The sequence below is a fragment of the Kosakonia pseudosacchari genome, from assembly GCF_015167415.1.
Lineage (GTDB): Bacteria > Pseudomonadota > Gammaproteobacteria > Enterobacterales > Enterobacteriaceae > Kosakonia > Kosakonia pseudosacchari.
Genome location: NZ_CP063425.1, coordinates 645,429 through 658,701, shown reverse-complemented (window position 1 = coordinate 658,701; position 13,273 = coordinate 645,429). Strand labels below are relative to the sequence as shown.

The following is a 13,273-nucleotide window of genomic DNA, read 5'->3' as shown; positions in this document are numbered from 1 at the left end:
GCGCATTCCCCTTTACTGCTCCTCAATCACAAACCGTGTAGCTTCGAAGCGGTTCAAAATCAGATGCACCAGATAGATCATCGTTAAGGTCGCCAGCAGCGCCACGGTAACGGAGACGATGCGGTAGAGATCGCTGAATACTAAATCCGTGTCCGGATGCAGGTTCTGACCAAACATAATGCCGATAGTGGTCACACTGGCAAACCCCACACCGGCCCCGACTTTCTCCATCACATGCAGCCGCGCGCTGAACGCCAGCCCGAGGCCAATCAGCGGCATCATCAATAACATGTGACTACTGTGGTTGTAGAGGATCAACTGCACCAGCAGGATATACAGGCAGGCGAGCACCACGCCGACGACACGCCACACAGAACTCATCACCGCACCGCGATAATGCATCGGAAACAGGATCAAAATCCCGGCCATCAGCGCGGATAACGAATCGCTAAGATCGCTCAGTTGAAAAACCACAAAGATCATCGTCGCCACGGTGCCGGAGAGCAGTGATTCGTGACGCACGCGCGCGGCGTTTTTCTCGATCATCGGTGGACGCGTGCGCGGTTCGACATCCGGGATTAGATAGTTCATCAACGCACTCAGCGCCACCGCCATGATGCTGGCTTCAATATTGGAAAACAGCAGTGTGTGCCAGTCGCTGGAGGGGTAGCTCATAAAGTTGAGCATCGTACTCTGGCACACCACGCCCGCCGAGCCAAACAGAAACAGTGCGCCTTTACTCATAAAGCGAAAGCGCATCACGTACAGCGCAAACACCACCAGCGTCATGATCACCGGCCAGCGCGACAAATAGCCGATGATGAACACCATTTCGATGCAGTTAATCACCGCACTGAAGATGAACTGTTTCGCCACATGGCGGTTAAACACTGGCACCAGCGACAGCAACATCACCGGATAGACGACATAAAACACGCCGTACTGGGTGTTATAAAAACTCGACACACTGAGCGCTATCATCCCGGCAAAGACGATGCGCAGCGTCTGGCGAAAGTCATTCGCCGTGTAAACGATATTGCCGTGAGGCGTGAAAACCCGCGCCAGCGTATTAATAGACATAGTGCAACAGGCTCACGAGGTGGATTTGCACGCCCGAGAAAAAGCGCGCGAACACCCCTTCGCTGTTATACAACTGCACCGTAGCACGCGCGCCGGTCGGGAGTTCTTTCGGCAACGGTTCATCCAGTGCAACGTGAATGCGCATACGCTGCGCGTCACGCACCCAACGGTTAGAGGTTTGCGGCGCGGAAAGCTCGCCATTCACCGCCTGCTGCCCGGCCAGCACCCCGGCATCACTGCTGGTGACATGGGCTTTGAACACATGCCCCGGCAGCGCGTCAAACACCACCGCCGCATCGGTGCCGACGCGCGTATGGCGCAGGCTCTTCTCACGGAAATCCGCCACAATATCGGTTTTATCGTGCACCAGCGCCAGTGCGGCAGTTCCGGCAGCGGCATAAAAACCGGGACTTAACTGCAGGTTACTGACCGCACCATCGGCTTCGGCGCGAACCTGGGTCCAGCTCAGATTCAACTGCGCCTGTTGCAGGGCATTGCGGTATTTCTGCAGCGTTACGTTGCGGGCATCATCGCGATCGCCGCGCTCAATGTTCAGCGCATCAATCGAGGCATTCAGGTTGTTCACCGATTGCACACTGCTCTGCCAGGTGGTGCGTACTTTATCGACATCGGCTTGCGAGACGTTATGCATCACGCTCAGGTTCTGGTAGCGCTCAAAGGTCACCCGATCGTTTTGCGCGGTAAGCTGCGCCGTCTTCAGGCTGGCCTGCGCGGCAACGATTTGCGCATCCAGCTGTTGATTGGTGAGCTTTGCTTGTGCCAGCGCGATTTGCGCGGCTTCTACCTGGTTGTTAAACGGCGTGGCGTCCAGTTCGAACAGCAGATCGCCCTTCTTCACCTGGCTGTTGTTCTGCACATACACTTGCGCAACGTAACCAGAAACGCGGGCGGAAACCGGCGTCACCACGCGCATGACGGTGGAATCCGGGGTCAGCGGGATCCAGATATCGGCAACGATAAAATAGACAAACATCAGCAGGAAAGAGGCAATACTCACCCTTACCCAGCGGGCAAACTTTTGTTCTGGCGTCATGATTTTCTTATTCGGTTTGGTTGTCTTCTTCGCGCATCACACGCAAATTACAGGCGATTTGATTCAAGGTGTCGCTAAAGGCGAGCAGACTCGCGGGCGGAATATTTCCCGCTGCCCGTAGCTGGCAGGCTTCGATCACCTGCGTGATTTTACCCAACATACGCGTCCCTTCGGCGGTGAGCGCTAACAGGCGAATACGTTTGTCGTACGGCGATGTCGTACGCACAATTAGCCCCTGCTTTTCCAGTTGTGTCAGGGTGCGCATCAACGGCGGCAGCTCAATGCCCTGCACTTCCGCCAGCTCACTGACGGAGACGTTATTCCCTAACTGGTGAAGCTGCATCAGCACCGTCCAGCCCGACTGCGTGATGCCCGTGTCGCTCAATGCGTGATCGATAGTGGCGCGCCACTGGCGTACAACCATCGCCATGCGCATACCCAGCGGTCGGCGGGCGAACAGTTCCTCTTCCGTCATCGGAAACCTCTCGTTTCACAGGCGGGGTACGATAATAGTTATCAGGGTAAGTATCAAGAAACGGGAATAGCAAAGAGCATGGATTGCGAAAGTTTAATCAAAAAATACCATTCCCTTATAAGGCTTCTCGCGGCATGCGGCCAGCCGCTGGGCAAGATTGCCGACATGCGCTTCGAGCTTGTGTCCGTCGGGATCGAGGAAATACCAGGAGTCGCCTTCGCTTTTGTTCGCTTTCCAGCTCACCACCCCAGCCTGCTCAAGGCGAGTGACAAAGCGGGCGAAATCGCATGCATCAACACTGAACGCATAATGGGTGTAGTCACTTTGTGTTGGCGGTACATACTGGCGCTGCGCGTCGACAGATAAGCAAAGCCACAACTCACCGCAGGTGAGATAAGCGCCATTGTCCCAGCGCGCATGCAGTTTCAGGCCAAGAAGTTGATGATAAAACTCGATACTGCGGGCAAGGTCGCTAACCGCCAGGGTCAGGTGGTTGAGGCTGATTAACATGCTTGGTACTCCGGCCATAGGAAGGAAAAACGCGGCACCCAACAAAAGCGTTGAATGCAGCGTTAACTGGGCTGCGAATTACTTCGCCTCTTTCACTTCCGAGACGAATTCCGGCAGATCCCAGGTGCCGCCCGCACGCACATAGCGGCACATGCCGGAGGTGGATTCACTGCTCTTACGGAAGGTTTCACCGTCCCAGACCCACTCCGCCGACGCCCAGCAATCGCCAATGCCGCGACCACGCTGGCCCAATGAGATCACGCCATCGCTGTAATCAGAGGCGGAGTTAGTAATAAATTGCGGCGTCCCTTTCAGCGCCTTATCCACTACCCAGTAGCCATAACCTTCGTTGTACGCCCCGCGCCAGCAAAGGGTGGAGATCAGTGCATGTTTGCCATCCAGCGGCGTCAGGGTAATGTCGTTATCACCGTCGATAACCGGTTCCTGTGGGGAGACAAGGCGATCGCACTCGTTACCGCTGGTAAGCGCCGCCAGCAAACGCGGCTTCAGCGCTGCGGTTTCGGCTTTGGTGAGGGTGCGATCTTCACCGCCTTTCACTTCCACCGCCTGAATCACCGGCGCGGCAACCGCTGGCGTCACCGAGCTTTCTGCTTTATCGCCCTTTTTACTCAGCGCACCCGGTGTGCCCACGCGCCCTTGTACATCATCAAATTTCAGCAACACGGCGTATGCGCCATCGCCGGAGAGCACAAACGGTTTCGCGCCGCCTTTGAATTCGACTTTACCGCTACCTTTCACAGCATCGATCATGCTGTGCGCCTGCGCATCGGATAAACGCCAGCTATCGTTATCTTCGGTCGCGATCTCACCCTGTGATTTACCCTCGATCCACAGGCTGAGTTTTGCCTGCTGCGTCGTTTCGTCGGCGTCCATTTCCGCCAGCACCACATCAACGGTCACCGGCGTGTCCGGCCCGGCTTTGCGCGTGATCAATACCGAACCGGTGGCTTCTTCTTCCGCGCTGTAACCGGCGGCGCGGCAGGTCAGGGTGTTATCGCAAACCACTTCCCAGTCTTTATGGTCAAACGAGACACCACTTTGCTCCGCCAGCACGGGCGCACTTAGCGTTGCCGTCATCACCAGCGCCGCTTTGATACTGCTTTTCATGCCATCACTCCGTAATGAGAAATGCGCACAGTGTGCAGAAATTATGTGTCAGGGAGAAGTGTATTTTGGCGGGGGTGAAGAGAAAAAAGGCGAGAAAAAATTCTCGCCTCAAGGTAGTGAACACACTTAATCCAGATTCAGCTCACCGTAGGATTTCACCACGCGGGAAACGATGCCGTAATCAATGGCTTCTTTGGTGTTCATCCAGTAGTTGCGGTCAGTATCCTGCTTCACTTTCTCCACTGGCTGGCCGGTTGCTTCAGCGATCATGCGGTTAACGCGCTCCAGCGTGCGGATGATCTCTTTCGCTTCGATTTCAATGTCGCTGGCCTGGCCGCGTACGCCGCCCAGCGGTTGATGGATCATAAAGCGGGTGTTCGGCAGCGAATAACGGTGCTCTTTTTTCGCCGCCAGCAGGATGGTGATCCCGGCGCTTGCCACCCAACCGGTGCCGATGATGTGCACTTCCGGGGTGATGAACTTAATCATGTCATGAATGGTATCCGCCGCTTCAACATGGCCACCCTGGCTGTTGAGATAGATCTTAATCGGCGCATCGCTGATGCCCTGCAACAGCAGCAACTGGGTGACGACTTTTTCGGTCAGTGCCTGGTTGATCTCGCCAGAGATAATGATCGAGCGGGCATCCAGCAGTTTTTGCTGCATCAGTTGTGAGACGTTACCGGTCTCTTTCTCTTTTTTCTCGTCGTCTTCGTTCATAAAGTGCATGCGCTTTCTCCCCTTCAGGTTGTGGAGCTAAGCATAGCCCAACGCAGGTTGGGCGGAAATAACAAGATGTTATCTCCGCGCGTTATCGCCCTCATCACAGTTCACTGCGGCGTAACCCGAGGTCTTTTAGCTGCTCGTCGCTTAATGCGCGCAGTAACCGCCGCGTTTTCACGCGTTCATGCAGTCGTTGCAGTTTGCGCCAGAGTAAAACAAAGCCTAAAAACGGGCGGTTGGGTCGATTTTCAAAGAATTCCATGGTGCTCTCCTCGCCTGAAAAGAGCTCTATCTTCGCCGTTCTCGCCCATGACAATACAGATTCAGAAATCACTTTTCTTTAACATACAGATCGCTTAAAACAACGTCTGAATCGCGAATTTCACGCCAATCTGTACTGGTTCTTAAATCTGTATGGTGAATTTTAAGGATACAGCATGACACGCTACCAACATCTGGCCACGCTGCTGGCAGAACGCATTGAACAGGGCTTGTATCGCCACGGCGAAAAGCTGCCGTCAGTGCGCAGCCTGAGCCAGGAGCACGGCGTGAGTATCAGCACCGTGCAGCAGGCGTACCAGGTGCTGGAAAACCTGCAACTGATAACGCCCCAACCGCGTTCCGGCTACTTTGTCGCGCCGCGCAAGGCAAAACCGCCCGTGCCCGCGATGTCACGCCCGGTACAGCGGCCAGTGGAAGTTACGCAGTGGGATGAAGTGCTGACGCTGCTGGATGCGCGCACGGATAAAGCGATTGCTGCGTTTGGCGGCGGCGCACCGGATATCACTCAGCCCACGCTTAAACCGCTGTGGCGCGAGATGAGCCGTATCGCCCAACACCAGGTGATGGATGCGTTAAGCTACGACACGCTGCCGGGCCGCCGTGAACTGCGCGAGCAAATCGCCCGGCTGATGCTGGATGGCGGCGCATCAGTCAGCGCCGATGATATTGTCATCGCCAGTGGTTGCCATCCGGCGCTGGCGCTCGCCTTGCTGGCGGTGTGCCAGCCGGGGGATATCGTCGCCGTTGAATCCCCCTCGTATTACGGCACAATGCAGCTGCTGCGTGGTTTGGACATTAAAGCGATTGAAATTCCGACCGATCCCGAAACCGGCATCAGCGTGGAAGCCCTGGAGCTGGCACTGGAACAGTGGCCCATTAAGGGCGTGATTCTGGTGCCGAACTGCAATAACCCGCTCGGCTTTATCATGCCGGACGCGCGAAAAAAAGCCGTGCTGGCGCTGGCGCAGCGCCACGACATCGTGATTTTTGAAGACGATATTTACGGCGAGCTGGCAGCGGAATATCCGCGCCCCAGCACCATAAAATCCTATGATATTGATGGTCGCGTGCTGCTGTGCAGCTCTATCACCAAAACCGTGGCGCCGGGTCTGCGCGTCGGCTGGATTGCGCCGGGACGTTACCTGGATCGGGTGCTGCATAAAAAGTATGCCGCCATCGGCACCAATGTGCCGGGAACACAACTGGCGGTTGCGGCGTTTATTCGCGACGGTCATTACCATCGGCATGTGCGACGCATGCGCCAGCTTTATCAGCAGCAACTGGAAACTTATACCTGCTGGGTGCGCCAATATTTTCCCTGTGGTATCTGCGTGACGCGCCCGCAAGGCGGTTATTTATTGTGGGTCGAGTTGCCGGAAACCGTCGATATGGTCTGTGTTTCCCGCGCACTGTGCCGCCTGAAAATCCAGATTGCGCCCGGCTCGTTATTTTCAGCGTCTGGCAAGTACCGTAACTGCCTGCGCCTGAATTGCGCCCTGCCGCTGACCGACGCCAATCGCGAGGTGATCAAGCACTTAGGTGAAGCCATTCACAACGCCTTAGAGGACTGAATTCAAAGTACGCGTTTGCCTGTCAGAATCCGGCGTGCGCCGAGGTAGTGATCCTGCCAGTAGTCATCAAGAAAATGGCTGATACGGATATTCAACCCGGTACGCGGCGCTTCGATAAAGCGGTTATGCCCCAGATAGACACCGACATGATCGACCGGGCCGCGTAATTTGCTGCGAAAGAACAGCAAATCCCCCTGGCGCAAGTTCGCGGTTTTTACTCGCATCAAGCGTTTGTCATGAAACATGGCTTTGGTGGTGCGGGGTAATTTATTACTCAACACTTTGTTGTAGGCATAAAACACCAGCCCACTGCAGTCGAAACCGCGCGCCGGCGAGACGCCGCCAAAAACATATGGTTTACCCAACTGTTTTTTAAGATGATGCACAACCTTGTCAACTTTTGACTGACGCGTCGCCGCAAGCATCGCTTCACGGGTGATCTTGCGCTGTTCGGCAAGCATCGTTGGCGAGTGTGTACGGCTAACCGGTTTAGATTGCACACAACCGGTCAGGAACACAGCAAGCAAAATAAGAAAAAAAAGCCCCAAAAACCCGCGGAGCATGCTCTGCCTGGGGGCAACGATGGATGATACAGTTAAATATTTCACAACATTAATACTAATAAAAATAATGGGTTAAAATTTTAAATACATTTTTCATTCCTTAACGGAAGGAGAAACGTACTCACTCATCAAAAAACGCCCGCAACTTTTGTACGATGACTTTATTAAGCTGACAAATTCGGGCTTCTGTCAGGCCAAGCATTGAGGCAATCTCTTTCAGGCTTAATTCATGGTGGTAATACAACCCCAGAATCGTCTGTTCGCGCTGTGTCAGGCTTGCTACCGCGCTTTTTAGTGCCCGGCTATCCAGTACTTCAGCTTCAAGCGAGCGGCTTTCCAGCGCGTGGGCGTGAAGATCGTTATCCAGGCTCTCCAGCTCACTGGCGGAGTCGAGCAATAAATAGTGCTGATACTCCTCTGGTGTAATAGAAAGCCGTTCGCTTAGTTCATTAAAATTCGGCACATAGCCAAGTTCACGCGCCAGATCGCGAATGGCGTCGTTGAGCTTGTACATTTTTTGGCGCAGCCGCCGGGGACGCCAATCCTGCTGGCGTAGCTCGTCAAGAATTGCCCCACGAATGCGCTGGATGGCGTAACCGGCAAATTGCGCATCCGGTTGTCCATAGCGACGCAATGAAAAGAGCAACCCCGTCAGGGCGACCTGGCGCATATCGTCTTTATCCATTACGTTGCTGGTTTGCCAGGCGAATTGTTTCACTACTTTATGCACCAGCGGCAAATAATCGCGTACGTAGCGCGCTTCATCGGGAAACGTTATCGTTTCAGAGGAAATTACACTCATCATTATTAACAGCGCAGACTAGATTTATTAAATAAAAACAGACGTATGCTGTTTTTACATTTTTAAGGCTGAGGTTTCTCATTAGTTCAGTGCGTAAAAAAATTAATTATTTAATTAATTAAACAAACAACAATAAATTAACATCAAACTATTACAACCAGCGGCACTGCACGGCCTCCCTCCTTAGCTGGTGTAAAAAGATACACCACACCCCCTATTTTTAATCCCCCGAAAAGCGCCAATTAATGAATTTGCGTATAATTCATCTATCGCACAGTAGTATTATTAATATCTCATATGGAATGATTACTGGGGTCAGAGGATTTACTCATCTGCCTTCACGTTAATTAATCCTCAATTACGGTTAACAGCCTAAATAATAGCTTGTTCCAGGATGGAGCGACCCGACATTCGTCATGAAAAAATATTGTTACGCTATTAACAATTGGTTAATTGATTTACCTTCCGGTTCAATTATTCATTTAGTCACCGGAGAACATAAGCGGCTGGGCGCCTATCAGCTCAAACTGCTGGATCTGCTGCAACAGCACCCGGGTAAGGTTTTTACGCGGGAAGAGTTGACCAACCAGGTCTGGGAGGGGCGGGTTATTGGCAATAATAGCCTGCCAAACGCCATTCACGCCCTGCGCGCGGCGCTGGAAGATGACGGCAAACAGCAACGCATTATTCGCACTGTACCTAAACGGGGCTACATACTGGATGCTGAATATTGCCAGCAGGTTGAAAGTCCTCAGGAAGATATTTCATTAGATAATGAGAAATCTCTCGCAGAGGCGGAAACAGCCAATACGCTGCCGCACGCTTCTGACGTGGCGCATGAAACAGGTGTACAACCAATGCGCTATCGCCGTGGCGCCATCGTATCGTTATTACTGATTGTCGCGCTTTTGGTCGCCTTTATCGGCTATTTGAAAATCGCTCGCGGCCAGAGCATACGACCTGAAGAGCTGGCAAAAAACGAGTACAGCAATATTCGTCTTTATACGCTTATAAAACCCGGCGAGCATCTGCAGGATCAGGCCACGGTATACAACCGGCTCAAAGACACTTATCACCTTTTAAATGAGCAGATAAAAAAGCAATCCATCAACCTGAACATCTATTCGCGAAGTGATAAACAAACGCTGAACTTCACCCTGCGCTTATACAGCACCTGTGGGCAGAATATTCTGGCGATGCAGATCTATCACTGGCGGGCCAATCTGGCTTCACTTAATGAATTGATCCTTGAAGAAACGCGGAGAAAACTCGATGAAATGGTGCCTTGCAAGACCGCATAAGTACGGAGTCATGCTGATGCTCACGGCACTGATTGGCGCTGCCTGCGGTTATGTGTGGCATCGTTCGCAGTCGGCATTAAAACCGGGCAGTAACATGACGCAGCAATTCGGTTTTTACGATTTGCCGCAGCAGCAAAAAGAGCTTTATGACGTCCGTTTGTCCACCGTTGGAGAGACGATCGTAAGCCATGTCAGCAGTCCGACTAACCCTCAGTTCAGGCTAAAAGGGAGTTTCGTGCAGAGAAACCAGGTGGGTGAGAAACGCATTTTTACCTACACACCTGTTCATTTCGTCCCCTCACCGGAGACCCAGTTGCTTGCCAGCAACATTGATTTACTGGTGCATTCGCAAGTGCGTATGCAGCAACTTTGGCCAGATGGCGTGCCGCTGGTCACTATGCAAAACGGGATGATCTTTTTCTACCCGCTGGACGACAAGTAGGGAACGGCGTGGGGTTGTTATCACGCCAGCTCACCAGACCCGGATTCATCGCCAGCCAGCAATGTTTCCCCATTAGTAATGGCCAAATATCATTAAGGCTGGCGGCATGCTCTATCGCACGATGGTAAGCATTTAATAACACGGGATAATAGCTGGCGTTAACGGCATAGGCCGCAGCGCTCCCGGCATGATGCACACGAGCGATGCCGGGTAGCGTCAATAGCGGCGAGAAATGTTGATAGTGCCCACCCAGCAGCAACACATGCCAGTCCAGCCGATGAAGACTCATAAAGATGCGATTCGCCTGGGCGCATGCCCTTTCATCCTGCACCAGCTGAAAGCCGGCATCGAACAGCAGGACATTGCGCCACCCTTGCCGTTGCGCTTCGCTCAATACCATGCACTGTGTTTGTAATTCAGCCAGTCTGCTATCACTCCCTGACGCTCTGGCAACAGGCCAGAGTTGTTCCGCGCTTATGCCCGCCTGGCTTAACACTGCACATTGCGCACCGAGCAATGCCTGATCCTGCACATTAAAGAGCACTGCTACCTTTGCAAAACTGCGCCACTGTAAATTGCAATGCAGCGACAGCTGCGGGCTCTGCCAGAAAGGGAAAGTAGCGGCGTAATTCAGTTTATGCATTGCATCATCCTTGCAGATAACAGGCGTCATAATGGTATTTGTGACTGACCATAGATAGTTAAAGCCGGTGGGTCTTTTAACGCAGACAGGGTGAAAAGTCCCATCAATCAACGACATTAAATAATTAACGCTTAGAAAACATGCCAGTAAGTAAAATCTGCATGGAATAGTGCCGCATGAACGGCGTCACATTTCTGCTGTAATAAGCAAATAAGAATAAATTATTCTTATTAAACATTTTGTGAGTAATATATTATTCCTTAACGGATGCCTGGGCCGCAGGGCAACAGGCAAAAAACTGTGAAACCGAGTTGAGCGAAACGTTGATGAACATTGATCTCTCCAGACTGACTACCGAAGGCCGCAATACTGCCAGCGCTGACATTGACATGCTTGATACCGAAGCAATGTTGCGGGTTATCAACCGTGAAGATCAAAAAGTGGCGCTGGCGGTGGAAAAAACGATCCCGGCGATCACGCAAGCGGTAGACGCTATTGTGGCGGCTTTTCAAAAAGGCGGGCGCTTGATTTATTGCGGCGCCGGTACATCCGGGCGGCTTGGGATCCTGGATGCCAGCGAATGCCCGCCAACCTATGGCACCCCGCGCGAGCAGGTGGTGGGTCTGATTGCTGGCGGCCATCGCGCCATTTTGCAGGCGGTAGAAAACGCCGAAGACAGCCTGACGCTCGGTGTTGACGATCTTAAGGCGCTCAATTTTAACGCCAACGATATCCTGGTCGGCATTGCCGCCAGCGGCCGCACGCCGTATGTCATTGCCGCGATGCAATACGCCCAAAAACTCGGTGCGACCACCGTCGCGCTGACCTGCAACGCGGGCAGTGAAATGACGCAAATCGCCGATATCGCCATCGTTCCCGTGGTGGGTGCGGAAGTCGTTACCGGCTCGTCGCGAATGAAAGCTGGCACCGCGCAGAAACTGGTGCTGAACATGCTGACGACTGGCGCGATGATCCGCAGCGGCAAAGTGTACGGCAACTTAATGGTCGATGTGGAAGCCACCAACCAGAAGCTGGTCCAGCGGCAAATCAATATTGTGATGGAAGCGACCGATTGCGACAGCGCCACCGCAACCCAGGCGCTGAAAGCCTGCGACGGGCATTGTAAAACCGCCATCGTCATGGTGTCAGGCGGGCTGAGCGCTGACCAGGCAGCACGTCTGTTAGCCGATAACGGTGGATTCATTCGCCAGGCACTGGCTAACGCGGGAGTCAAGTAATGGCCAAAATCAGCGAGCAGTTTATTGCCGCAATCCTGCAACTGGTGGGCGGCAAAGCGAATATTAAAACCTGCGGCAACTGCATGACGCGGCTGCGTCTGACGCTGAACAACGATGCTCTGGTTGACAACGCCGGGCTCAAAGCACTGCCCGGTGTTCTCGGCGTGGTCAATAGTGAGGATCAGTTGCAAATTATCGTTGGCCCCGGCAAAGCACAAACGGCGGCGGAAATGATGAGCGCAATGACAGGTGGCGTCAGCGCGCCTGTAGAAGCGGCGTCGCTGAAAAGTATCGCCAGCGATACCAAACAGCAGATGAAAGCGAAACAGACCAGCGGCGTGCATCAGTTTCTCGCGAAATTTTCTACCATTTTCACCCCATTAATCCCTGGCTTTATCGCCGCCGGGATGCTGCTCGGCTTCGCCACCCTGATTGAGCAAAGCCTGCTTATCAATGCCGCCGAAAAAAATGCCACGCTTGTCCATATCGTGGGTTATATGAAAGTTTTCGGCAAAGGGCTGTTCACTTTCCTGCCGATTTTGATTGGCTACAACGCGCAAAAAGCCTTTGGCGGCAGCGGCGTCAATGGCGCGATCATCGCCGCGCTATTTGTGCTCGGTTACGATCCAAAAGCGACAGTGGGCTATTTTTCCGGTATCGATAACTTTTTCGGCATGGGCATCGATCCGCGCGGCAACATTATCGGCGTGCTGATCGCCGCGATCCTCGGCGCCTGGATCGAGCGGCAAATCCGTAAATTCATGCCGGATAACCTCGATATGATCCTCACTTCGTTGCTGACGCTACTGATCACCGGCGCGCTCACCTTCACGGTGATCATGCCGATCGGCGTTGAGCTGTTTAAAGGCATGTCGTGGCTGTTCCTGCACCTTAACGGCAACCCGTTCGGCTGCGCGGTGTTGGCCGGGCTGTTCCTGATTGCCGTGGTGTTTGGCGTGCATCAGGGTTTTATTCCGGTCTATTTCGCGCTGATGGATGCGCAGGGCTTTAACTCGCTGTTCCCGATTCTGGCGATGGCGGGCGGCGGCCAGGTGGGCGCGGCACTGGCGCTTTATTTCCGCTCGGCGCGCGAGTCGGTGCTACGTAATCAGATCCGTGGCGCGATCATTCCCGGCCTGCTCGGTGTCGGCGAACCGTTGATTTACGCTGTCACGCTGCCGCGCGTAAAACCGTTTGTCACGGCCTGTATCGGCGGTGCCTGCGGCGGTTTCTTTATTGGCACTATTGCCTGGTTCGGGTTGCCGGTTGGGCTAAATACCGTGTTTGGCCCTTCTGGCCTGGTGGCGCTGCCGTTGATGACTTCCGGGCAGGGGATCTACACGGGAATGGCGGTCTACGCCGCAGGCGTGGTTGTCGCCTACGTGTGCGGTTTTCTCGCTACCTGGTTTTTTGGTCACAAAAACGTGGATTTGAGCTAATACCCACTGTCACCCGGCGCAA

15 protein-coding genes are annotated in these 13,273 nt (G+C 53.6%); 5 read left to right on the top strand and 10 right to left on the bottom strand.

The window, feature by feature from the left end; translation table 11 throughout:
• Positions 1–12: 12 nt before the first annotated feature.
• The 7 genes from IP581_RS03025 to IP581_RS02995 form a co-directional block, all read right to left on the bottom strand.
• Positions 13–1,080, bottom strand: a complete 1,068-nt coding sequence (locus IP581_RS03025; RefSeq protein ID WP_017457796.1) for a DUF2955 domain-containing protein — start codon at positions 1,078–1,080, stop codon at positions 13–15.
• Positions 1,070–2,137, bottom strand: coding sequence for an HlyD family secretion protein (locus tag IP581_RS03020; RefSeq protein WP_097401168.1), 1,068 nt, complete (start codon positions 2,135–2,137; stop codon positions 1,070–1,072). The genes IP581_RS03025 and IP581_RS03020 overlap by 11 nt, the downstream gene beginning before the upstream one ends.
• Before the next feature lie 4 nt (positions 2,138–2,141).
• On the bottom strand, positions 2,142–2,609 hold the full coding sequence (locus IP581_RS03015) for a MarR family transcriptional regulator (protein ID WP_086870306.1): 468 nt from the start codon (positions 2,607–2,609) through the stop codon (positions 2,142–2,144).
• Positions 2,610–2,702: 93 nt separating this feature from the next.
• Positions 2,703–3,119, bottom strand: coding sequence for a FosA family fosfomycin resistance glutathione transferase (locus tag IP581_RS03010; protein WP_193821728.1), 417 nt, complete (start codon positions 3,117–3,119; stop codon positions 2,703–2,705).
• A gap of 78 nt (positions 3,120–3,197) precedes the next feature.
• On the bottom strand, positions 3,198–4,247 hold the full coding sequence (locus tag IP581_RS03005; RefSeq protein WP_193821727.1) for a DUF1176 domain-containing protein: 1,050 nt from the start codon (positions 4,245–4,247) through the stop codon (positions 3,198–3,200).
• A 126-nt stretch (positions 4,248–4,373) separates the two neighbouring features.
• On the bottom strand, positions 4,374–4,967 hold the full coding sequence (locus IP581_RS03000) for an ATP-dependent Clp protease proteolytic subunit (RefSeq protein ID WP_380209221.1): 594 nt from the start codon (positions 4,965–4,967) through the stop codon (positions 4,374–4,376).
• Positions 4,968–5,070: 103 nt separating this feature from the next.
• Positions 5,071–5,232, bottom strand: a complete 162-nt coding sequence (locus tag IP581_RS02995) for a DUF1127 domain-containing protein (RefSeq protein WP_086870298.1) — start codon at positions 5,230–5,232, stop codon at positions 5,071–5,073.
• 175 nt (positions 5,233–5,407) lie between these two features.
• Between IP581_RS02995 and IP581_RS02990 the strand changes: the two genes are divergently transcribed.
• Positions 5,408–6,823: an aminotransferase-like domain-containing protein gene (locus tag IP581_RS02990; protein WP_086870296.1), complete on the top strand. Its 1,416-nt coding sequence runs from the start codon at positions 5,408–5,410 to the stop codon at positions 6,821–6,823.
• A gap of 2 nt (positions 6,824–6,825) precedes the next feature.
• On the opposite strand, the gene IP581_RS02985 is transcribed toward IP581_RS02990, so the two are convergent.
• Both IP581_RS02985 and IP581_RS02980 read right to left on the bottom strand, forming a co-directional pair.
• Complete coding sequence (locus IP581_RS02985; protein WP_193821726.1) at positions 6,826–7,386, bottom strand: C40 family peptidase; 561 nt, start codon at positions 7,384–7,386, stop codon at positions 6,826–6,828.
• A gap of 121 nt (positions 7,387–7,507) precedes the next feature.
• Positions 7,508–8,191: a FliA/WhiG family RNA polymerase sigma factor gene (locus tag IP581_RS02980; protein ID WP_086870292.1), complete on the bottom strand. Its 684-nt coding sequence runs from the start codon at positions 8,189–8,191 to the stop codon at positions 7,508–7,510.
• Between the two features lie 413 nt (positions 8,192–8,604).
• Here IP581_RS02980 and IP581_RS02975 point away from each other — a divergent pair, with 413 nt between their 5' ends.
• Together IP581_RS02975 and IP581_RS02970 are read left to right on the top strand one after the other, a co-directional pair.
• Positions 8,605–9,489, top strand: coding sequence for a winged helix-turn-helix domain-containing protein (locus IP581_RS02975; protein ID WP_193821725.1), 885 nt, complete (start codon positions 8,605–8,607; stop codon positions 9,487–9,489).
• Positions 9,490–9,505: 16 nt separating this feature from the next.
• Positions 9,506–9,931, top strand: a complete 426-nt coding sequence (locus IP581_RS02970; protein ID WP_228007812.1) for a hypothetical protein — start codon at positions 9,506–9,508, stop codon at positions 9,929–9,931.
• On the opposite strand, the gene IP581_RS02965 is transcribed toward IP581_RS02970, so the two are convergent.
• Entirely contained in the window at positions 9,885–10,574 is a 690-nt protein-coding gene (locus IP581_RS02965; protein ID WP_193821723.1) for a hypothetical protein, read from the bottom strand. The genes IP581_RS02970 and IP581_RS02965 overlap by 47 nt on opposite strands.
• A gap of 326 nt (positions 10,575–10,900) precedes the next feature.
• Here IP581_RS02965 and murQ point away from each other — a divergent pair, with 326 nt between their 5' ends.
• Both murQ and murP read left to right on the top strand, forming a co-directional pair.
• On the top strand, positions 10,901–11,812 hold the full coding sequence (gene murQ, locus IP581_RS02960; protein WP_193821722.1) for an N-acetylmuramic acid 6-phosphate etherase: 912 nt from the start codon (positions 10,901–10,903) through the stop codon (positions 11,810–11,812).
• Positions 11,812–13,251 (top strand): PTS N-acetylmuramic acid transporter subunit IIBC, encoded by a 1,440-nt coding sequence (gene murP, locus IP581_RS02955; protein ID WP_086870282.1) that lies wholly within the window; start codon positions 11,812–11,814, stop codon positions 13,249–13,251. The genes murQ and murP overlap by 1 nt, the downstream gene beginning before the upstream one ends.
• The last annotated feature ends 22 nt before the right edge of the window (positions 13,252–13,273 follow it).

What these genes read in the sequence shown, in the direction of transcription:
- IP581_RS03025 (WP_017457796.1), bottom strand. Translation starts at nt 1,080, where the DNA reads ATGTCTATTAATACGCTGGCGCGGGTTTTCACGCCTCACGGCAATATC.
- IP581_RS03015 (WP_086870306.1), bottom strand. Translation starts at nt 2,609, where the DNA reads ATGACGGAAGAGGAACTGTTCGCCCGCCGACCGCTGGGTATGCGCATG.
- IP581_RS03010 (WP_193821728.1), bottom strand. Translation starts at nt 3,119, where the DNA reads ATGTTAATCAGCCTCAACCACCTGACCCTGGCGGTTAGCGACCTTGCC.
- IP581_RS03005 (WP_193821727.1), bottom strand. Translation starts at nt 4,247, where the DNA reads ATGAAAAGCAGTATCAAAGCGGCGCTGGTGATGACGGCAACGCTAAGT.
- IP581_RS03000 (WP_380209221.1), bottom strand. Translation starts at nt 4,967, where the DNA reads ATGAACGAAGACGACGAGAAAAAAGAGAAAGAGACCGGTAACGTCTCA.
- IP581_RS02995 (WP_086870298.1), bottom strand. Translation starts at nt 5,232, where the DNA reads ATGGAATTCTTTGAAAATCGACCCAACCGCCCGTTTTTAGGCTTTGTT.
- IP581_RS02990 (WP_086870296.1), top strand. Translation starts at nt 5,408, where the DNA reads ATGACACGCTACCAACATCTGGCCACGCTGCTGGCAGAACGCATTGAA.
- IP581_RS02985 (WP_193821726.1), bottom strand. Translation starts at nt 7,386, where the DNA reads ATGCTCCGCGGGTTTTTGGGGCTTTTTTTTCTTATTTTGCTTGCTGTG.
- IP581_RS02980 (WP_086870292.1), bottom strand. Translation starts at nt 8,191, where the DNA reads ATGATGAGTGTAATTTCCTCTGAAACGATAACGTTTCCCGATGAAGCG.
- IP581_RS02975 (WP_193821725.1), top strand. Translation starts at nt 8,605, where the DNA reads ATGAAAAAATATTGTTACGCTATTAACAATTGGTTAATTGATTTACCT.
- IP581_RS02970 (WP_228007812.1), top strand. Translation starts at nt 9,506, where the DNA reads ATGCTCACGGCACTGATTGGCGCTGCCTGCGGTTATGTGTGGCATCGT.
- IP581_RS02965 (WP_193821723.1), bottom strand. Translation starts at nt 10,574, where the DNA reads ATGCATAAACTGAATTACGCCGCTACTTTCCCTTTCTGGCAGAGCCCG.
- murQ (WP_193821722.1), top strand. Translation starts at nt 10,901, where the DNA reads ATGAACATTGATCTCTCCAGACTGACTACCGAAGGCCGCAATACTGCC.
- murP (WP_086870282.1), top strand. Translation starts at nt 11,812, where the DNA reads ATGGCCAAAATCAGCGAGCAGTTTATTGCCGCAATCCTGCAACTGGTG.